This window comes from Pseudoalteromonas sp. GB56, assembly GCF_054923835.1.
Genome location: NZ_JBPCHK010000001.1, coordinates 1,475,510 through 1,496,948, shown reverse-complemented (window position 1 = coordinate 1,496,948; position 21,439 = coordinate 1,475,510). Strand labels below are relative to the sequence as shown.

General features: G+C 44.9%; 13 protein-coding genes and 13 tRNA genes. 11 read left to right on the top strand and 15 right to left on the bottom strand.

Features of this window, described 5'->3' with window-relative positions:
* Positions 1–15: 15 nt before the first annotated feature.
* Genes ACH19P_RS07185 through ACH19P_RS07175 form a run of 3 tightly spaced genes read right to left on the bottom strand, consistent with a single transcriptional unit; the run spans position 16 to position 3,730 of the window.
* Positions 16–663, bottom strand: coding sequence for a response regulator (locus ACH19P_RS07185; protein ID WP_462157846.1), 648 nt, complete (start codon positions 661–663; stop codon positions 16–18).
* Positions 660–2,642, bottom strand: a complete 1,983-nt coding sequence (locus tag ACH19P_RS07180; RefSeq protein ID WP_462157844.1) for a sensor histidine kinase — start codon at positions 2,640–2,642, stop codon at positions 660–662. The genes ACH19P_RS07185 and ACH19P_RS07180 overlap by 4 nt, the downstream gene beginning before the upstream one ends.
* Entirely contained in the window at positions 2,615–3,730 is a 1,116-nt protein-coding gene (locus ACH19P_RS07175) for a ligand-binding sensor domain-containing protein (protein ID WP_462157843.1), read from the bottom strand. Before ACH19P_RS07175 ends, ACH19P_RS07180 begins: the two co-directional genes overlap by 28 nt.
* A gap of 193 nt (positions 3,731–3,923) precedes the next feature.
* Between ACH19P_RS07175 and ACH19P_RS07170 the strand changes: the two genes are divergently transcribed.
* The 3 genes from ACH19P_RS07170 (at position 3,924) to gloA (ending at position 9,840) form a co-directional block, all read left to right on the top strand.
* The gene (locus ACH19P_RS07170; RefSeq protein WP_462157841.1) at positions 3,924–8,276 is read left to right on the top strand and encodes a S8 family serine peptidase; all 4,353 of its coding nucleotides are present in this window, start codon (positions 3,924–3,926) and stop codon (positions 8,274–8,276) included.
* Positions 8,236–9,246, top strand: a complete 1,011-nt coding sequence (locus ACH19P_RS07165; protein ID WP_462157840.1) for an Ig-like domain-containing protein — start codon at positions 8,236–8,238, stop codon at positions 9,244–9,246. Before ACH19P_RS07170 ends, ACH19P_RS07165 begins: the two co-directional genes overlap by 41 nt.
* A 195-nt stretch (positions 9,247–9,441) precedes the next feature.
* Complete coding sequence (gene gloA / locus ACH19P_RS07160) at positions 9,442–9,840, top strand: lactoylglutathione lyase (RefSeq protein WP_462157838.1); 399 nt, start codon at positions 9,442–9,444, stop codon at positions 9,838–9,840.
* A gap of 35 nt (positions 9,841–9,875) precedes the next feature.
* Here the strand turns inward: gloA and ACH19P_RS07155 are convergent, their stop codons facing one another.
* From ACH19P_RS07155 to ACH19P_RS07105, 11 genes are all read right to left on the bottom strand, one after another.
* A complete protein-coding gene (locus ACH19P_RS07155; protein WP_462157837.1) occupies positions 9,876–12,092 on the bottom strand; it encodes an ATP-binding protein in 2,217 nt (738 codons plus the stop codon).
* A complete protein-coding gene (locus tag ACH19P_RS07150; RefSeq protein ID WP_462157836.1) occupies positions 12,092–13,180 on the bottom strand; it encodes a sugar ABC transporter substrate-binding protein in 1,089 nt (362 codons plus the stop codon). Before ACH19P_RS07150 ends, ACH19P_RS07155 begins: the two co-directional genes overlap by 1 nt.
* Positions 13,181–13,477: 297 nt before the next feature.
* Positions 13,478–13,553 (bottom strand) — tRNA-Glu (locus ACH19P_RS07145).
* Positions 13,554–13,696: 143 nt separating this feature from the next.
* Positions 13,697–13,772: transfer RNA gene (locus ACH19P_RS07140), tRNA-Glu, on the bottom strand.
* A gap of 52 nt (positions 13,773–13,824) precedes the next feature.
* Positions 13,825–13,900 (bottom strand) — tRNA-Glu (locus ACH19P_RS07135).
* A 52-nt stretch (positions 13,901–13,952) separates the two neighbouring features.
* Positions 13,953–14,028 (bottom strand) — tRNA-Glu (locus ACH19P_RS07130).
* Between the two features lie 52 nt (positions 14,029–14,080).
* A tRNA-Glu gene (locus ACH19P_RS07125) sits at positions 14,081–14,156 on the bottom strand.
* A 52-nt stretch (positions 14,157–14,208) separates the two neighbouring features.
* Positions 14,209–14,284, bottom strand: a tRNA-Glu gene (locus ACH19P_RS07120).
* 109 nt (positions 14,285–14,393) lie between these two features.
* Positions 14,394–14,469, bottom strand: a tRNA-Ala gene (locus ACH19P_RS07115).
* 516 nt (positions 14,470–14,985) lie between these two features.
* On the bottom strand, positions 14,986–15,240 hold the full coding sequence (locus tag ACH19P_RS07110; protein WP_462157835.1) for a DODA-type extradiol aromatic ring-opening family dioxygenase: 255 nt from the start codon (positions 15,238–15,240) through the stop codon (positions 14,986–14,988).
* Positions 15,185–15,466: a hypothetical protein gene (locus tag ACH19P_RS07105; protein ID WP_462159373.1), complete on the bottom strand. Its 282-nt coding sequence runs from the start codon at positions 15,464–15,466 to the stop codon at positions 15,185–15,187. The genes ACH19P_RS07110 and ACH19P_RS07105 overlap by 56 nt, the downstream gene beginning before the upstream one ends.
* 286 nt (positions 15,467–15,752) lie before the next feature.
* Here ACH19P_RS07105 and ACH19P_RS07100 point away from each other — a divergent pair.
* From ACH19P_RS07100 to ACH19P_RS07065, 8 genes are all read left to right on the top strand, one after another.
* A tRNA-Val gene (locus ACH19P_RS07100) sits at positions 15,753–15,828 on the top strand.
* Between the two features lie 32 nt (positions 15,829–15,860).
* A tRNA-Val gene (locus tag ACH19P_RS07095) sits at positions 15,861–15,936 on the top strand.
* 108 nt (positions 15,937–16,044) lie between these two features.
* Positions 16,045–16,120: transfer RNA gene (locus tag ACH19P_RS07090), tRNA-Val, on the top strand.
* A gap of 128 nt (positions 16,121–16,248) precedes the next feature.
* Positions 16,249–16,324, top strand: a tRNA-Val gene (locus ACH19P_RS07085).
* A 23-nt stretch (positions 16,325–16,347) separates the two neighbouring features.
* Positions 16,348–16,423 (top strand) — tRNA-Val (locus ACH19P_RS07080).
* Between the two features lie 118 nt (positions 16,424–16,541).
* Positions 16,542–16,617, top strand: a tRNA-Val gene (locus ACH19P_RS07075).
* Between the two features lie 520 nt (positions 16,618–17,137).
* Positions 17,138–18,769: a response regulator gene (locus ACH19P_RS07070; protein WP_462157834.1), complete on the top strand. Its 1,632-nt coding sequence runs from the start codon at positions 17,138–17,140 to the stop codon at positions 18,767–18,769.
* 89 nt (positions 18,770–18,858) lie between these two features.
* Positions 18,859–20,715: a DUF885 domain-containing protein gene (locus ACH19P_RS07065; protein ID WP_462157832.1), complete on the top strand. Its 1,857-nt coding sequence runs from the start codon at positions 18,859–18,861 to the stop codon at positions 20,713–20,715.
* 62 nt (positions 20,716–20,777) lie between these two features.
* Here ACH19P_RS07065 and ACH19P_RS07060 read toward each other — a convergent pair whose 3' ends face one another.
* A complete protein-coding gene (locus tag ACH19P_RS07060) occupies positions 20,778–21,380 on the bottom strand; it encodes a LysE family translocator (protein ID WP_462157831.1) in 603 nt (200 codons plus the stop codon).
* Positions 21,381–21,439 lie beyond the last annotated feature (59 nt).

Here is a 21,439-nt window from a genome sequence, read left to right as displayed (position 1 = left end):
GCACAAACACTGTGATTAGTTTACTTGCGTAATGCCTAAACTAATCGCCGCCTTGATTAACCCCGCTAAGTCATGGATACCTAAGCGGTTCATAATAGAGCTACGATGGGCCTCAATCGTTTTTATGCTGACATTGAGCTGCTCGGCAATAAACTTTGACGAGTGACCTTCGGCGACCAATTGCAATACTTGTCGTTGCCTTGGTGTCAGCAGCTCCTCTTGAGTAGAGTCCATATACTCCAATACATCTTCAACAGATTGAGAACTGATCCCTTGAGACAAATAACGCTCATGTGCCATGACCTTGTCGATTGCCACCAGCAACTCCTCAAACGCTGAGTCCTTTAGCACATAGCCGTTTGCTCCATTGAGCCACGCCCGAGCCACATATTTAGGCCAATGATGCATAGACAACATAATCACTTTACCCTTAAAGCCTGATTTACGCGCATTGACGACCACATCCAACCCATTCATCAATGGCAAAGTAACATCAAGCAGCACCAAAGATGGCTTATGAGCTAGGATCAGCGCCAAAGCCTCGTCCCCTCGACCTGTTTCGATTATCGGAGTGTCACAAAACGCTTGTTGAATAAGGCTCTTTAGCCCAGATCGTACAAGCTCATGGTCGTCTGCCATGACTAAGCTGTTTATCACTGTCATTCAAATGGGATCCTTGCTGTTATAACACAGCCATTTCGCTGTCCTGCGCCGATATGTAAGTTGCCATCGACGTGATGCAAACGCTCTCGCATTCCAAGCAAGCCAAGGTGTTTGCCGCTACGTATACAACGCTCTATGCTTTTAAGATCAATTCCTACACCATCATCACTCACTCGCAAAATTATCACTGCGTTGTCTGCTGATATAGTTACTGCAATCTTGGTCGCTTGTGCGTGCTTTAAGGCGTTGTTAACCGACTCTTGCACAACTCTAAAAACCAGCTCCGCATGCGCGCTTATTCGCGACTCTATGTCGGGCTCTAAATTCAGCGAAATCGTTATGGCGGTACGTTTTTTCACGTCTGCAATATAATTGCTTAGTGCGGCATATAGCCCTAATTCATCCAACATTGGCGGCCGTAGAGATTGAGTTAAATCTCTGGTCTGCATAATGATTTTATCGAGCAATGATACACTGCCCGTTACTTGTTTATAAATCAGCGTGCCGTCATTTTGAAGATTGAGCATCTGCAAACCTAGCTTACAAGCTGTTAAGTTCTGCCCTATCTCATCATGCAGTTCTCTGGAAAGGTGCTGCCTTTCTTGCTCTTTTGTACGCTGCTTTAGCTCTTGAAGACGCAATAGCCCTTGGTTACGTTGATGTAGCTTTTGCGTTCTCATTGTGTGCCACCACCACATAACAGCAAACACACTGCCAAAAACAGCTAAGGCAAACCAAGTAGTCTGCCACCAATGGGGGGTGACCGTGATAAATAAAGGTTTGCTGTGCTGCCAGCGTCCAGCGAAGTCTCGACTTCGTACTTGGATTTGATATTGACCAGCGGATAAATGGTGCAACAAAAATTGGTGTGTTGTACCAATCGCCTGCCAAGGTTCATGGGTATTCAAGCGGTATTCGTATTCCTTTGTGCCTAGCGCGTAATCTAATAGCGCAAAGTCCAACTCCACAATACTTCTTGGACCAACCGACAAGGCGTTGTTGGTATTTGTCACGCGTGTTCGTTGTTGTTCTGTGATCTTGGCGCCAAGGATCAGAGGGTGCTCATTATACGTTGGCATCTGGGTATGTTTATTTATCCTAACAACCCCTTGAAGGCCACCAAAAAAGAGGTGGGTATTGTTTTGCGTACTCGCATGCGCATTGAATTGCGAGGCTCCAACCAACTCATCTATAGGGTAATTAACAACCTCTTGGCGAGATTGACTCAGACGAGACAGTCCTTTAGCCGTCGCTAGCCACACACTGCCATCACTGTCTTCTTCAATGGCCAGCACAATATTTGAACTAAGCCCTTGCTCCACGGTGAAGTGAACGTTCTGTGTGCCTGTGTGGCTAGCCTCGAACGCGCCGCCACCACGTGTTGCGTACATGATATTACCGTTACGAAGCTTGGTAATTGAGGTAATATTAAAATGTGATGCTTGGCCGCTTAACGCCTCTATTGTAGTACATTTTAACGGCTGTATTTGACATCGACTCAACCCATTAGAGCGTGTGCCAACCCATAAATTTCGGCCGTCACGAAGAAGCGTTGTAACATAGTCGCCTAACAGGCCAGCACTGGGTGCCTGTGGCTCGTTAAAGCGAATTAGCACTTCTTTATTTCCTGATAACAACATTAATCCCAAGCCACCGCTGCCAAACCACACATCTCCATTATTATCAATGTGTACAGCGTTAACGTAGCCAATATCAAGTTGCCGATATTCACTGTATTTGGCCACTTGCTCAGCATTGAGGTCAAGCACCCATAATCCCAAGGTGGTACCCAAGTAAAATTTCTGTCTGTTGTGGTCATACTCAACGGCCAAAATGCCCGTTTTAGTGAGCTCTGGGTACTGCGCCATAAGGCGCTTAATCGGCTTATCAGCAAGCGTGTTTGCGACTGCTTGCCCTACTTTTTGCAAGCCACCTAGACCATCATCGCCCATTAATCCGGCACCAAAACTACCAAACACCTGTTGGCCTTCGGCGAGTGTAAGTGCGCTGGTAATGTTAGTGAGATCCCCATAGCATCCGTGCGCATCAAGTGCGCTTGAATGTCATTGTAGTTAGTACGGGCACTAAACAGCCCCTTACTTAGCGTGGCGATAAACAACTGTGACTGGTGTAAGGCAAGGCTATAAATAGGCACAGCAGGTAGTTGTAATCGTACTCCTAGCGCCACTGAACTAGCGGGCGCTAAATTGCCGGTTACGCTATCAAAAATAAATACGCCTTGCCCAAGAGTAGACACAAAAATCTTATCGCCATCTTGGGCTAAGTCAGTCACCGTGCCGAGTGTGTCTGTGAACGAATCTGAAACAGTAACAGCCTCAAGCAAATGTTGCCTATGATCATAGGTAAACAAGCCAGACCGAGTAGCAAATACAAAGCGATCAGTGCCAAGCTGTCTTATCGCGAAAACGCCATCACTGTCCTTTATGCCTGTGTGTTTACTCAGCCATATTTGCTCAAACTTTTGGGTGCTGGCATCGTATACCGACACACCACCGCCAAGTGTCGCCAACCATAACCTTTGTACATCATCTACAAACAATGAATACCCATAGTTGGACGAAGGGCTATTTGGGTCTTGGCTGTTATGAAAGAAGCGAGTGAATGTACCTTGGCTAATATCGAGTCGATTTAGTCCATTTTGCGTACTTACCCATGCTGTATCATCACCAACGAATGCCACGTCATACACAGAGTCGTTTGACAATGACTGTTTGCTTTGGGCATGCCGGTACACCTTCACTGAACCGGTACGCGGGTTAAAAACATTGAGGCCACCTGCATTGGTCGCTATCCAAATATTGTCGTGCTTATCTACAGTCAAGGAGCGAATATCATCGTCCGATAAACCGCTCTCAGAAGAGATATGTTTCAACCGACTGCCATCAAATCGATATACTCCTTCACGAGTAGCCAGCCACATAATTCCTACGCTATCAAACTCTATATCGATTATTGACTCTACATCGACGCCAACATGGCGAAAACTCATGTTCGCGGCCGCATTGTGCATCCCCAATAAAAAGACAATAAATGCAAGAAATTTCAATATTTTTTCTACGTAATAATTCGTTGCGCAACCATACCCCGCTCACCAAATCATCGTCAAGATAATGAGTTGGAAACACTTCATACTAGGGTTTCCCCTAATACCCACCACTTTTTGAAGTTGCTATAACTCCCTAGCGTGAATATTTATTCACAAAATCCAATAACAATCATCTATTCAACAGGATGCAGACATGAAACGTTCTAACAAGGTTTTTGCTAAAACTGCATTAGCAACCTTAACAGCGATGTACGTTGCCAGTCTCGGCGCAACGACTTCCTCGCCACAGACCAACACACTGAAAGTAGAAAAAGTGGCTTTTAACTCACAAGCCATTAAAGCCCAGATGGAATCACACAGAACTAGCCTTGATGAGCCATTACTCGTTCAAGGTGACGGCCGCAATGTGATGATTAAACCGCCACAAAAGTTTATCGCTGGCCCGGCAGATAGTGGTTCTCATACTTACCTTATTCGCCTTCGTGATACACCTGCGGCACTGCATAAGACGATGCAAAACGACGGCACAAAAATGCCCTTGTTCGCAACAAATACACTCGGTGCGCGTCAGCAAAATCCATTGTCAGAACCAGAAGTAGCGAGTTACATTCAACAGCTAAAACAGCAACAAACGAACTTTGTTGTCAACGCAAAACGTAAAACAGGCATTGATGTCGTTGCCCAGCACAGCTTCCAAATTGCTATCAACGGAATCGCCTCGCATCTGAGTAATGAGGACGCTGAACGTCTCTCTAAATTGCCAGAGGTAGCGAGTGTGCGCGCGGTACAAACATATGACTTGCTAACTGATACGAGTCATGGCCGTATCGGCACTGAAAACGCATGGATGAATACGCAATATGGCACCAGTTCAGGCCTCAAAGGTGAAGGAATGTTGGTTGGCGTTATCGATACTGGTATCAGTCCGAGCCACCCTATGTTTCAAGCTACAGGTGATGATGGCTACACAGTCGTAAACCCTCTTGGTAGTGGTAACTACCTTCATGATTGTACGATTGAAGGCTTTGAAGATCTGTGTAATGACAAGCTCATCGGTATTTGGTCACACCCAGAAATAACAGCAGCGTATAGCGATCCAGAAGCTGGCCCCTATGGTGTGACACGCCCAGCAATTGGTATAGATTACCAAGGCCACGGCACACACACAGCCAGTACTGCTGCCGGTAACATCGTGTACAATGTCAAGCATAAGCTACCCGCGCTGGCGATGACCTCAACAGGGATTGAAACCGGTATTACGCTAGATCAAGTTTCAGGTGTTGCTCCGCATGCGAATATTATTTCTTACCAAGCATGTTCGCCTGGTAATGTTCCTTCATTAGACAAATACATTGGCTGCTCGTCTGTACCTCTTGTTGCGGCAATTGAGCAAGCTATCATCGATGGCGTAGATGTTATCAACTATTCGATTTCAGGTGGTTGGGACCCCCACAATGATGACGTAGAACTGGCATTCCTCGCTGCGCATGAAGCCGGTATTAACGTATCGGCCTCCGCGGGTAATGCGGGTACATATCAATCAGTACAACACATCTCACCATGGGTACTGTCTGTAGGTTCAACCCAAACGGGCCGCACATTTTCAATAGCGCAATCATCACGTGCTATAAACTTAGAAGGCGGTGTAACACCACCTCGTAGTTGGCGCACAGATATCTTTGGTACCTTTACAAGTGATATTTCTGGCCCTGTGGTACTGGCATCAGATTACGGCAACGAGTTCTGTGAAGAGCCATTTAGCCATACATTCACCAACGGTGAAATTGTTTTCTGTGCTCGCTCTGACAGCAATAGTGCAAACGGTGCAATTGCCAATAAAGTAAAACATGCCAAGGATGCAGGTGCAGCGGCGTTAGTTGTTTACAACACCGAGAACTCTAACGCTGATCTTTATTACACCTTAGAGAGTGACATCCCGCTGGGTATGACCCCTGAGAGTAATGCCAAAGAGCTTGTAGCTTGGCTAAGTGAAGGCTCTGATCACCGCTTTACCATTCCACAATCAAACAACACCGTAAAGATGAACGAAACCATGGTCGATGCAATATCTGGTTTCAGTTCAATTGGCCATGCTGCCGTGTCGGAATATCGTGAAGCAACCGCCCCAGGCATTGCTGCACCGGGCAGTGATATTTTTGCTGCAGACACCACTGATCAACCATTTACATACGCCGCGCAGGCTGCGGTAGGCTCAATGGGTCCTGCTGATTACGGCGTAAAAAGTGGCACATCGATGGCAAGCCCGCACATTGCAGGTGCGATGGCACTTGTAAAGCAAGCGCACCCACATTGGTCACCGTCAGAGGTTATGTCTGCAATACAGCTAACGGCAAACGACGCTGTTAAGAATGCCTTGGGCCGCGAAGAAAATATCCACCCATGGTTCCATGGTTCAGGTATCGCCCAAGTTGATAAAGCAGTGAATGCTGGACTCGTCATGCATGTTCCTGTGGAGCATTATCAACTTACTAACCCGTATGGCGGCGGTAATCTAGGTGCATTAAACACCCCAAATATGGTGGATGAGCGCTGCTTTTATCGCTGTAGCTGGATCCGAGAAGTCACTGCAACCGTTGATGGTACGTGGGATGTGACAACCTCAACGGATGAATACAGCGTACAAGTCGATGTTGAGCCTAAACAGTTCACCTTGAAAAAAGGCGAAACACAGCGACTTACGATTACCGGCAGTTGGCAGAACGCGCAAAGTATTACTAACAGTGCGCGCGGCGCGACCGTCTTTGGCAAAGTTCAACTAACAGCGCAAGACCCAAGTGTGCCTGTTTCGCAAATGAATGTTGAGATGTCGCTAGATAGCGGTAAATTACCTGAAATTATGGAATACACCTCACATACAGATGCGCCAACGTTTAGAATTGACAACCAACCTCTAGGCAAAGCGACTGCACCACAAGTGACTGTTTATGAGCCTGTAAAAGCGCAGTTTGAAGAATTTACTTTGAAAGAGCTGCCAAATGGTAATGGTTCGGAAATGTTCAGTGCAAAGCAGGATATTACCAGTGAGACCTTGCATGTCAGTTGGGTTGATGTGCCTGAAAATGCAGTGCGCCTGATTGCAGAACATGTTAGTGCTGGCCCTGCTACGGTCTACGATGAGCGTACCGCACCTAAGGGTAACATCAGTATTTATGTGGGTATCGATGCAAACGGCGATAACCAAGTCCAATATGATGATGAAGTAATCTGTAAATCAACTGTGAAAAATACAGAGATAACAGAGTTTTGTAATATTCCCTACCCCGAAGCTGGAAATTACTGGGTTGTGTGGGAAGAAAACAATCAAAATAAATGGGGTTGGCAAGGCAAGGAAGATGCATGGTTCCCGCATAAAGTGGCCACTGCGGTAGTACTCGGTGATGTTGCCGAAAGTGCACAAAGCACAGTTACCAAAGTAGCTGACTCTGAGGTGTTGTCTGATATTGCTGTGAAGTTTAACAGCCTTGAACAACAAACAGGTGAACGCCACTACAGCGCTATCGAGATTGGCTCTGATAGCCAAAATCCAAGCAACATCGGTCTTGTTTCTATCAATGTGAATCGTGGTGACGATGTGGTGAGCTTCCACAGCGACAAAGCACGAGCTATCGCGGGTGATAAAATTGCCTTCGAACTTGACGTATTACCTAATACATCGGGTGGCGATCGCTTGTTCGACATCAGCGGTGAGCTGCCAGATGGCTTGACTCTTGAAGATGTATACTTATCAAACAACGGGTTTATCACAGGTGATGTGGCAGTTGATGGCAATAGCTTTACCGTGTCTGGTCTACAAAACAACAGCCTGGGCCGTAAGTCGAAGTATAACATCACCAACTCCATTACTGATCAATCATGTAAAACGCCTGTAGGCAATGGCGGTTATATTGACCTACTGTCATATGGTTTACAGCCAGAACCAAGTGCACCTGTAATCCCAACCGATGGTGCTTGGGAAGTACCTTTCGCAGCGCTCTTTAGTGACAAAGAGGAAGGTGAGCAATTTACCCTATTCCATAACTATGAACACGGTAATGGCTCAGATAGTCTTTACATTCACCCTACGGGAGCTGTTGACTTCACTGGTGCCGTGACATTTAACTATCGCTTCGCTGATGATAACTTTAACAGCCCACCTCAACTTATGGGAGCATTCTGGTATAACCGCTTCCACCCTGTAATGTCTAAAGAAATGGCATGGGGAGCCCCTTATCAAATCACAGACGCTGAAGGTCAAGCATTACCTGATAGCGAAGTTGCGGGTATCACGGTATCTCGCTTAATCGACCCAGCCTCTGGCTCAGGAACTCATGTCGTTGTGGAGTGGGATAACCTCCAGCATATGCAAGGCAAGGATGGCTGTGACTACTGGACCTGTGGTTTAGACATTGAATATGAGCCGCTTGAAGGCAATGATATGCGTGTGGATACGCAAGCCATTATTGCGCGTGGTTACGACCATTCTCCTGGTGCGTATGAGGTCATTTATGCTTACGATAACCTACATTTTGAAGACTGGGGATGGTAATGGTACGCGACTGCAAGCAGAGTTAGGCGTGATGGAATTTGCCACAGCGGGTGTGCGTGGTTTCAGAGGGCCGATGGATCAACGTACGCCATTCTATGGCTGGACCAACCAAAGTATCGTTCCGTGGGATGACAATTTCGGTCTTCTTGATGAGTTCCTCCAAGATGACATGGTTGTGTGTCTTGATTACGATGGCCCTGAAGTCACCGCGTTTAAAGTGCATGTTGTTGCAAGCTCTAACGCTGAATCTATCGGTCAAGACTTTGATGTTCAAGTCAATGCCGATATTGAAGGTGAACCTATGATGGCGATGAGCCAAACCATCAGCTTCCCTTCAAACATTACGGTTTTCTCAATTGATGATGTGACCACAATGGAAGAGCAGCCTGTCACAGGTATCCGCGTTGATTACATGGATAATGACAATGTGTCGAATACTATCTCTGTAAGTGGTGAAGGCTTTACTGCCAAAGTAAACGGTCATCACAGCGGCGCAACGATTGATATCACACCTGATGTGAACTTTAGCGGTGAAACACCTGTAACCGTTACCGTCAGTGATAACAACTATGCGACTGATGCGATGAGCACTACCTTTATGCTCAAAGTTGAAGCGGTTAATGACGCGCCAACAGCACAAGCAAAAGCCAACAGCACACAAGTCTCTGTCGGTTCAACTGTGACGTTAACTGCGGATGCTAGTGATGTAGATGGTGATGCACTGACTTACTTGTGGGAAGGCCCAGGTTCTATTGCTGATGCAAATGCTGCGAGCACATCAGTAACTGGGCTTAGCGTGGGTGCTCATACGTTCACTTTGAGCGTATCTGATGGCACTGAGCAAGTAACATCAAATGTGACTGTGAATGTAAGTGAGCAAGCGACAGTGGCAGAGAAGAAAAGCTCGAGCGGCTCATTCGCTTGGTTAATGCTACTGCTTCCATTTGCTTGGCTCCGTCGCCAGAAATAATGACTTCATAAACCCGATACTAGTTAGTGTCAGCCAAAGCCGTTCCTCGTGAGCGGCTTTTTTGTGCGTGTATTGGCGGTTGCCGCTATGAGTTATAAGCGTTAGAGTATGACTCTTTTACGCTGTATAAAATTTTTGGCTGCCATTGAATAGCGGTTTTTGTGATTTAAACATGTGGCAAATAGAGGAAACATTATGCGTTTATTACACACCATGTTGCGCGTGGGCAATTTAGAGCGCTCTATTGCGTTTTACACGCAGGTACTCGGGATGAAAGAGCTACGTCGCGCCGATAACGAAGAATATAAATATACGCTCGCTTTTGTGGGCTACGGTGAGGAGAAAGACCATACAGTATTGGAATTAACTTACAATTGGGACCAAGACAGCTACGACCTTGGCACAGCTTATGGCCATATCGCTATTGAATACGACGACATCTATAAAGCGTGTGATGAAATTCGCGCCGCGGGTGGCGTGATCAGCCGAGAGCCAGGCCCAGTTAAAGGTGGCACCACAGAAATTGCATTTGTCAAAGACCCTGACGGTTATGCTATTGAGCTAATTCAAAAAAAGGGTGACAACACCTTCTGATACCATCCCATTTCCCGTTTTAAAAAGAGGCTAACTTAAGCTTGGTTTGCCTCTTTTTTCACTAGCCATTTCGATAACATCGCCACAAGCACCGGGTGCTCAATCGGCTTAGCTAAATGATCTTGCATCCCTGCACGCAGCGCCTCATCTACATCTTGACTCATAGCATTAGCACTCACAGCGATGATCGGTTCGTGGTTTGGATCACGTGCACAAATCTCTTTTGCTGCGCTCAAACCATCCATTACGGGCATTTGAATATCCATTAAGATCAAATCAAAACGTTGCTCGGTTTGCGCTACAATTGCTTCTTGTCCATTTTCAACGGTGGTGACTTGTATCCCTAAGTCCTCTAAGAATCGCTCTATCACACATTGATTGATAGGGTTATCTTCAGCAACAAGGACGTGAGCACCACTGAAGTGATCGGCTAACGTAGTGTCAGTTGTTAGATCAGCAATCGCTGGCGCGGTCTCAGATAACTCAAAATCAAGCTCAATGGTGAATTTACTGCCCTCACCTAACTCACTCTCTAAATTAATAGTACCACCCATTAATTCAACAAGCCGCTTGCATATCGTAAGACCTAAACCCGTCCCACCAAACTCTCGCGTAGTACTGTCCTGTGCTTGCACAAATGGCTGGAATAATTTCGATTGCTTTTCTTTTGCTATCCCTACCCCTGTGTCTTTAACGTAAAATAAGCACAGGCATTTGTTACCTTCAATACGGTTATGCAATCCGATTTCTATACCGCCTTTACTGGTGAACTTCACCGCGTTGGACACTATGTTGATAAGTACTTGTTTAACACGAATTTCATCGCACAAAACATACACTGGGATATCATCATCCAATTGAGACTTACAGTTGATGCCCTTACTTTCACATGTCGGTTGAAACAATGACAGTACATCCTGGATTATTCGCTTCACATCACAAGGGCGCTTTTCCAAAATGACTTTATTGGCCTCAATCTTCGAAAAATCAAGCACATCATTAATAACGGTTAATAGCATTTCGGTGCATAAACGAATCTGGCGAATGTAATCGGACTGTTGAGGTTCAAGCGTTGAGCTTTGCAATAGCTGCAAATAGCCAAAAATACCGTTCATTGGTGTACGAATTTCATGGCTCATATTCGCTAAAAATAAACTTTTTGCTCTTTCGGATACTTGCGCTCTGTGCTTTTCTTCTTGTAATGACTCTATTTGATGCTCAATAGTACCGGCCATGCTTTGCAAATTATCGCTAAGATTTTGAAATTCACTGTAGTTAAATTTCCTCACATGAGATTCATAACGGCCTTTTGCATATTCCTGACTCAACACTGCAATATCATTAAGGGGCTGGTTTAGTTTGCGTACAAACCATCGAGCTAAAAGTATCGCGCACAATGCAAGAGAGATAAGTAATATGCCAGAAAAAGCTAAACTGTGTTTGAGTGCTTCGAGATGAGGACTTTGCAGCTCAGAAATCCCCAACTCGAGACTGATTCTGTTGTTACGATGCGATACATCCACAATTGGGCTGCGAGCCGAGAGAGAGTCTGTTCGAAGCTGTTTTTCAGATACGCCGATAACCTCATCCGCATACCTTAAAAAGTAATCACGTTCACCTAAATCAGATTCTTGTTGTTCAATCAGTTTGATTTCACCCAGTAGGCCAGATGCTGGTTTAAGCGTTAGCAGTACACCCGTATTTTTAAAAGGTGTGCTAAGCGACTCTTGTTCTAAACTCAACATTGTCGCCACACCGATGTAAGTAACTAGTTCATTGTCGTTGCCATTGACATCCGGTAACGACAGCACAAAATAGATGGAAGATTTGTTTGCCATCACCTGCTGTGTTATTGGTTGGGTTACCTTAGGGTTTAAATTTAATGCAGACAGAGGGTAGCCTTCTACGATGAAACCATCGCTATCAATAACCATCGCTGCGGCAGTGTTCGCACTCCCTGTTACATATGATTGCAACTGCGTCAGCGCAAATTGAGAATAAAGGATCCGCACAGGAAGCTGAGCAATCGCTTTCGATGTCGCTAAACGTTCATTTTCAATTGTCGCTTTATACAATATTTGTCGAATTGCCAACGCATCATTTTTTGCGCGCCAAGTTAACGTTTGCTGCGCTTGTTCTAACGTACTGCTGTAAAACTGATTTGCGAAGAACACAACGATAATTAGCATCGGCAAAATGCTTATGAAAACAATCGTTCTAAAAAGTGCAGCACTAAACTTAGGCGTTCGCATTACTCTTCCTGTGTCACGATTGACCGCTCAGCTAATCGTTGCATGAATTGTCCTGTTTGTTGGGCACTCATAGCTTGCGCTCCGAAGCGTGTGTACCCTTTCAACATTACCTCCCAAATAATTACCATTGCGCGCGTGTTGGGCATGGCTTGGGTCGTGGTGAGAGTTTGCAAAAATACTCTCGCGTCTTGATTGGCATCGTTTAAGATAGTGTTATACACGTCTTCTCGAACCGGAATACCTACCCTTTGTTGCCAAAATTCAGTCTGCACATTCGCATTCAACAATAGCTCTGCCAGCTTTTGTAATTCAGCTTTTTTATCAGAATTTAAGGAATTATTCGGAAAAGCCAACACAAACGAAGTGGAATAAGGCTTCATGGGCTTACCATTAATATTAGGGAGCGAGGCGACCCCTAAATTATCCCCTAACTCTTGTTTATAGCGATTGTATGCCCACATACCATTGATGCTATATGTGGATTGTTGTGATAGAAAACGCTTGTCGTTACACGCGTAGTCACAACTTGAGTCGACAATTCCTTTGTTCGCCAACCCCCAAACAAATTCTAACGCTTGATGCATAGAGCTGGTATTTAAATTTGGTTGGCCGTCAAGTACTGGCGATTCGCCAAACGCATTTATAAAAGGTATAAACCAAAACATTTCCATAAAGCTCCAACCAATAATTGGTTTGTCGCCTTTGTCTTGTTGGCGTTCAATTTCTTGCCAAGTGGCCGCTGGGGAGTCAACGAGAGATTTATTGAAATACAAAACGAGATGATTACCGCCTACGATTGGAATGCCAATGCGCTTATTATTAACTTCACCACTTTTTGCAAAAATGGGTGTTAGCGGATATGACACAAAGCCATCGGGTATCACGCTGAAGTCGACAAATTCATCCATGCCCAAATGATCCGACGGCACAATAATCGCGTCTGCTTTAGCACCCGACTCAGCACTTTGAATCAATCGTACTTTTAATATTTTTTGATCAACCCACTTTGCATCGAGTTCGATATCAGAGTGTTTGGTCACATCAGTTAGCAGTGCTGTAAAATCTGGGTTTTCTATTGAGTACGTCAAGGTTATAGCGGCATGAGTGTAATGAGAAACACTGGTCACTATAAAAAATAAGAATGCGTTGCTAAATACTTTAAAAATCACGACAGACCAAACTTTACCAATCATAAAATAAGAATAAGTCAGATAACATCAATCGCCAGAAATGACTACTCGTAATTCACTGATACTGATTGTTTTTCAGGATTAAAGATTAAGTTAACGCAAAGTCGGAGGATGAGCAAAGATATTGAGGTGATTTAACTAAAAAACAGGAAGTTACTTAAAGATGGATATCACACAATAGGATGTATAAGAAAGTGGCGTCCCCTAGGGGATTCGAACCCCTGTTACCGCCGTGAAAGGGCGGTGTCCTAGGCCTCTAGACGAAGGGGACAAAAATCTGCATTTCGAAGCACTGCTTCGAGTGATTTTTGTAAGTGCGACAGCCAAGCCTGCGAGGCTAAGCGGCCTAATTACAAAAACACATGCTTTTGTCACTAGGACTGGTTATTTAAACTCTTACCATACGAGATAAAGTGGCGTCCCCTAGGGGATTCGAACCCCTGTTACCGCCGTGAAAGGGCGGTGTCCTAGGCCTCTAGACGAAGGGGACACAAACGTGTCACTAGGACTGGTTATTTAAACTCTTACCATACGAGATAAAGTGGCGTCCCCTAGGGGATTCGAACCCCTGTTACCGCCGTGAAAGGGCGGTGTCCTAGGCCTCTAGACGAAGGGGACACAAATGTGTCACTAGGACTGGTTATTTAAACTCTTACCATACGAGATAAAATGGCGTCCCCTAGGGGATTCGAACCCCTGTTACCGCCGTGAAAGGGCGGTGTCCTAGGCCTCTAGACGAAGGGGACACAAATGTGTCACTAGGACTGGTTATTTAAACTCTTACCATACGAGATAAAGTGGCGTCCCCTAGGGGATTCGAACCCCTGTTACCGCCGTGAAAGGGCGGTGTCCTAGGCCTCTAGACGAAGGGGACACAAATGTGTCACTAGGACTGGTTATTTAAACTCTTACCATACGAGATAAAGTGGCGTCCCCTAGGGGATTCGAACCCCTGTTACCGCCGTGAAAGGGCGGTGTCCTAGGCCTCTAGACGAAGGGGACACAAATGTGTCACTAGGACTGGTTATTTAAACTCTTACCATACGAGCTACGCGTTTAAACATTCGAAGTTTAGCCCACAACGTGGAACAGCGTATGCACCAAGCTTTTTTGGTGGAGCTAGGCGGGATTGAACCGCCGACCTCTTGCATGCCATGCAAGCGCTCTCCCAGCTGAGCTATAGCCCCAAACCTAGCTTGCGAAGAAACACAACTTACCGTTGCCATCTCGCTTAGTGCGGGGCGCATTCTATGCAGCCCCCCAAACAAAGTCAACACTTTTTCGGTAACTTTTTACTGACCGAAGCAATTTTAGCCAAAGAGAACAAACCTTGTGCAAAGCACTGGTATTTGTGGCTTTTTATTGTTCTGTTTCAGAATTATTTGGTATCGACCACAGTGCAAATGTTGCCAATTTACCTACGACATATACCTGTTCAATCGTCATTGGTGTTGATTGAGCAGCACCATAGGCTACATGCAAAGGTAAAAGGTGCTCTTCAGTAGGGTGACAAAATCTTGCTCCAGGAGCTTTGTCCCATGCTATAAGTTGTTCTTTTCGTTCCCTGCTTTGATATTGGCCCTGTCAACAATTCAGCCAACCAAGCTTCAAATGCACGGTTGGCATCATTAGCTTGAGGCTCGTTCGGCTGCCAGAACGCGTTCATGTTATGAAACGAAAATCCCGACCCCAATACAAGAACATTATCTAAATGTGAAATTGCTGCAGTTATACACTTCCCTACTTCTATATGAAGTTGCGGATTCATAATCTTGATGTAATGACACTTGCACACATGGGATATCTGCTGATGGATACATGATTGCAAGTGGAACAAATACACCATGATCTAAGCCTCGTTGAGTTTGGGCTTCAACACGCACATCTAGCTTTACTAGTTCATCAATTATTGTCTGAGCAAGTTGGGGGGCCCCCTGACACTGGATAGTCAATTGCATAAGCCTGTTTAGGAAATCCGTAGTAATCATAGAGTAATTCCGGTTGCTTTAATGTATTTACAAAAATACCTGGAGTTTCCCAGTGCGCACTTATCACTATAATCGCTTTAGGCTTAACAATAGAAGCTGCCAGTTTTTTTAACACCGCCACCATGTCAACGTGCCCCTCATGTCCTAACAAAGGTAAAGGACCGCCCCCATGTGAAATAAACGCACTATAGTTCATAACCTACCCCACTCAATTTTGTATTCGTCTCTTTGGATTATTGTTATGCTATTTGTTTGCTAATACCACGCGCTACGTGCACAGAGGCTGTTATTAGATGCACGAGTATGCATTTACTCATAAATCAACCGACAACTGGTTAAATCAGCAACTGATTGGCTATAAATCCCGCACACGAAACAAAATGTATGATTCAAGTGTTGACAGTCTTTTCTCTCTATCTATAATAGCGCCCCACAGCAACGCGGTGATTTAACAAAGTTAAAAAGCAACGTTGTACAGATGTGGGTTGTTAGCTCAGTTGGGAGAGCATCGCCCTTACAAGGCGAGGGTCACTGGTTCAAGTCCAGTACAACCCACCACTTTAAAAGTGACACATCTGAAAATTCTATATGGGTTGTTAGCTCAGTTGGGAGAGCATCGCCCTTACAAGGCGAGGGTCACTGGTTCAAGTCCAGTACAACCCACCATCATTTTGATGGTAACTAAGGAAAACGATGCTCGCATCGCACTATTATCCTTAGCGAGGTATATTGGTTAAGTCCAGTACAACCTAGCATGTAGAATTGACAAGACTCGGGTTGTTAGCTCAGTTGGGAGAGCATCGCCCTTACAAGGCGAGGGTCACTGGTTCAAGTCCAGTACAACCCACCATCATTTTGATGGTGACTAAGGAAAACGATGCTCGCATCGCACTATTATCCTTAGTAAGGCGAGGCTTATTGGTTAAGACCAGTATAGCCAAGCATCATTTTTTAAGTGACACATCTATTATTCTATATGGGTTGTTAGCTCAGTTGGGAGAGCATCGCCCTTACAAGGCGAGGGTCACTGGTTCAAGTCCAGTACAACCCACCATATAGAAATCAAAATTACGTTTTGGGTTGTTAGCTCAGTTGGGAGAGCATCGCCCTTACAAGGCGAGGGTCACTGGTTCAAGTCCAGTACAACCCACCATCATTTTGATGATGACTAAGGAAAACGATGCTCGCATCGCACTATTATCCTTAGCTAGGCGAGGTTTATTGGTTTCAAGCCAATACAACCCTCCATCCACTAAAACGTAAAATTCTGCGGGTTGTTAGCTCAGTTGGGAGAGCATCGCCCTTACAAGGCGAGGGTCACTGGTTCAAGTCCAGTACAACCCACCATATTCTTCATACATATTTCTGTCTCACGATGCTCTGCATCGCACTATTATCCTCAGCAAGGCAAGTATCACTGGTTCTAATCCAGTACAACACCCCCTATTCCTCATACATATTTCTGTCTCACGATGCTCTGCATCGCGCTATTATCCTCAGCAAGGCGAGTATCACTGGTTCTAATACAGTACAACACCCCCTATTCCTCATACATATTTCTGTCTCACGATGCTTAATATCGTAATATTCCTCCTTGTCAGTAATTAAGCGCTAGTACGATTAGGCTAACTTTATTTAACTTCATGTGTCTCACTTTACGCTTTTGTCGATGTTGCTAATGAATCCGAACTCGATATTTTTATTTAAAATTCAACACGTTTGTGACACTCTAAAAACGATTAATTTTACACCAACGCACTAAAAAGAGTTCGCAAAACAACCAATTAGTCACATTACTCGCGATTTACTTGTCAGCGGCTAGACTAGTTTATATAGTCAAATCAAATGATGAACTCTTAGTCAAAGTATGTCCCAACAAGTTACCAGTTCAGCAAATATCCTTATTGTTGAAGAGCAACCTTTAGCTTTAAGCTATATGAAGCAATCCCTTGAACGATTGGGGTATCGCTCCCTTCGCTTTGCGGAAAACGCGGTAACCGCAAAAGAGCTTTGTACTGAGAACAGCTTTGACCTGATTATCTGCGCATTCAACTTAAGTAAACATCAAGATGGTTATCAGTTGTACGAAGAGCTGAGAGTCAAAAAACTCATACGTGGGGCGACTGGCTTCATTTTTATTTCAGCAGAAACGTCTGGTGAGTTAGTACACAGTGTTTTGGAACTTCACCCAGATGACTTTCTGGTCAAACCGTTTAATACTCTTGAACTGAAAAGCCGTATCGAACGCATCGTTAAGCGCAAACAGGCTCTTAAAGCAATCTATCAACTTATAGACGATGAAAATTACTCTAAAGCACTCAAAGCAATCGACACTAAACTCGTCGCAAATCAAGGTTACGCAGCCGTATTATTGCGCCTCAAAGGCGAGGTACTGTTATTGCAGAGCCAATGGGAGCAAGCGAAAGAGTTTTTCAAGTCAGTATTAGATATTCAGAAGTTTACTTGGGCACGCATAGGCATGGTGCAGGCGCTGATAGGTAACAATGAACACAATCTAGCCCACCGAATGCTAAAAACCATGTTAGAGCGCACAGAAACGCGACTTGTAGCCTACGACTTACTCGGGCAACTCGAAATAAAACTGAACCAGTATGAACAAGCTCAAGAGTATCTTGAAGCTGCTACAAGCATGGCCCCTCGCAATATTGAGCGCCAAGAAAGTTTATCGCAAGTTGCACAAATCAATCATGATTACGAACAGAATTATCAAACCTGCAGAGACATTGCCAAATTTGCCCAGCACTCTATTCATGATTCTCCCGAAGTTTATCTCAACGCTGCGCGTGCAAGTATCGATTATGCGCTCACCACAGACCAAAGTGATCACGTCTCTCGTGTTGCAAGACAAACCACACAATACTTAAATGACCTCAAGCAGCAATTCCCAGATGCGCAACAGCATGCCCAAGTTGATGTACTTAATGCACGCCTTTATTACTTAAAAGACGAGCACCAAAAAGCAAAAATGTTGCTCGAGCAGCTCACGATAGACGATGCCCCTATTCGCTCAATAGACGCCGCGTTGGACCAAGCAAAAGCTTATCATGAAGTCGGTTTTCACTCTCAAGCACAGGCTTTGTATAACAAAATTATTGAACATTGCGAACGTTATCCTGAAAGAAGTTCTGAATTACAGCTAAAAACCGTCATCCAGCAACAGACTGAACGTAAAGAGTTAAGAATGGGCCCAAGAGAGCTCAACAACCATGCGGTAGAAAAGTTCAAGCAAGGCAATTACCTATTAGCACTTGAGGCATTTACCCAAGCATTTAGAGTCATGCCAAAAAACCGTAGCATTGCATTGAATTTATTACAGTGTTTATACGAAGGCAGTGTGCGTCAGGGCATGACCTTTAATCAACAGCTCGCGAAAAAGTGTACAACTTTGCTCGATCATGCATCACTGGATGAAGACATGACCGCGCGTTACAACAAGATTAAGGACAAGTATATCAACTCACATCCGCAAGCTAGCTAGTCCTAAGTTCAGGGTAAGTGCTTACGTACCTAGCATTCAATGATAAAGCCTGTATATTGATACCATAATCAATAACAAGCGAGTCCAAAATGAAAAAATTAAATGCTCTCGCGCTTGGGGTAGCTCTTGCATTAGCTGGCTGTCAGGAAGCGCCAACAGCTCAACAAACACAAGAAGTTGCACAACAAGTCCCTACTCAATCGCAAATAAACGCAGCTGTTGATGAGTACACGCATACCTTTATTTCGCATCAAAGTGCACTCGCCACTTCACTAAAATTGCCCGTGGATAAATATGGCCACTACAGCGCCAAATTACCGGACTACTCGGTGGCCGGAATGCAGCGTTTGCAAAAAGATATGAAAAAAGCGGCAAAAAGCCTAACAGAACTGCAAAAAGACGGGTTAACGTACCAGAACTCTTTGCACCTCAAAGTAAATGAAGAAATCGCCAGCTACTACGCGGGTGACGAAAAGTTTGCCGCAGGTTACATCGATACTTGGGGTGGCCACCTACCCTATATCGTAAATCAGCTTTCGGGCCCACTCATAGATTTGCCGACGGTGCTAAAAGACCAGCATGAAATTACGAGTGAAGCCGATGCTAAGGATTATCTTGCGCGTTTAGATGCGTTTAGTGATGTCGTAAAACAAGTGCAAGAAAAAGTAAATGCAGATGCCAAACTCGGCGTTGTACTGCCAAAAGCACTGTTCCCAAATACATTAGGTTATCTTGAGAACTTTACGGCTCCAGAAGTCAGTGAACACCCTCTTGTAAGCTCTTTTAAAGACAAGCTAGCAGCGCTTGATTCCCTTAACGAACAAGAAAAGCAAAGCTACATAATGCAAGCTGAAGAGGTTGTTAAAAGTAAAATATACCCCGCGTTTGCATCGGTGTTACACGACATGCAAGCACTTGAAAAAGATGCACCTGAGGCAGTGGGGATTTGGGCACAACCTAACGGTGAAGCATTCTATCAACATGAAATCACATACTTAGGTGATTCAGATATGACTGCTGAGCAAATTCACCAAGTCGGTCTTGATGAAGTAAAGCGCATTACCGCTCGTATGGACGAAATCTTAAAAGCGAATGGTTATGTTGAAGGCAGTGTTAGAGAGCGTATGGAGAAGCTCAACGAAGAGCCACGCTTCTTATATGCCGATAGTGATGAAGGCCGTGAGGAGCTATTAGCCTTCTTGCGCGGCGAAATAACCACTATTATGGCCAAAGCCCCTGAATACTTTTCAACGCTACCTCCGCAAAAAGTAGAAGTTCGCCGTATTCCAGTTGCTGTAGAAGCGGGTTCTGCAGGTGGTTATTATAATGGCCCATCTTTGGATGGCTCTCGTCCTGGTGTTTTCTACATCAATCTTAAGGATATGAAGGCCGTGCCTAGTTTCGGCTTGAAAACGCTTACCTATCATGAAGCTGTACCAGGCCACCACTTCCAAATCGCATTAAACATGCTGCAAAAAGATATAGGCCTAATGCGTCAAAATGCACCGTTCAACGCCTATGTTGAAGGCTGGGCACTTTACTCCGAACTCGTGGCCTATGAGATGGGCATGTACGAAAACGACCCGTTTGGTGACCTTGGCCGTTTGCAAGCAGAAGTTTATCGTGCAGCACGCCTAGTGGTAGATACAGGCTTACACTTCAAAAAGTGGACTCGTCAACAAGCGATATACTATTTTGCAGAGGCAACAGGCAGTCCTATGGGTGACGTAGTCCCCGCAATTGACCGCTACATTGCTTGGCCAGGTCAAGCGCTTGGCTACAAACTTGGTATGCTGAAATTTGTTGAGTTGCGTGACCGTGCACAGCAAGCTTTGGGTGATAAGTTTGATATCAAAGCATTCCACGATGTTATTTTACTGCCTGGTGCTCGCCCTATGGTTACTGTAGAGCAAGATGTTGACGCGTGGATTGCCAAACAAAAGTAGTCTTGTTGACATTAACATTATGAAAACTAAAAAGGGCCTCATGCGGCCCTTTTTACGTGCATTTAACTCAGCAAGCTTGGTACTACTGAGCACACTAATAGTGTTGCAATTGTCATGTTGAACACGCGCAACCGAGCGGCTGAATGTAACCAAACACTCAACTTTTGCCCTGCCAGTGTCCATGAGCTAATACAGGGTAAATTAACCAAAACAAACACCACTCCCACGAGTATTACCGCAGATACATCTCTAGAAGGTGCATAAACACTAATGGCGCTTAAGGCCATCGTCCACGCTTTGGGGTTGACCCATTGAAATAACACCGCTTGGATAAACGTAAAAGGTTTCGCTTGTTCATTTTTATCTTGCTTGCTCACCATCTGTGAACTCGTGGCGATACGATAAGCCAAATAGAATAAGTACACCAAGCATGCGACTCGCAAAACCTCGAAGCTGTAAGGTACGGCATCAAACAATTGCATTACGCCAATACCGACCAGCACGAGCATAAGAAGAAAGCCCACCGACACACCCATCATATGTGGCAACGTACGACGAAAACCGAAGTTTGCCCCTGAGCTCATCAACATCAAATTGTTTGGCCCTGGGGTAATTGAAGACACCAATGCAAACAACATCAGTGCAGGGATCAGTTCAAAACTCATGACACCTAACTCCAGATAAGACATTAACGCAATTATAAACTTTACTTAAAGCAATTAAT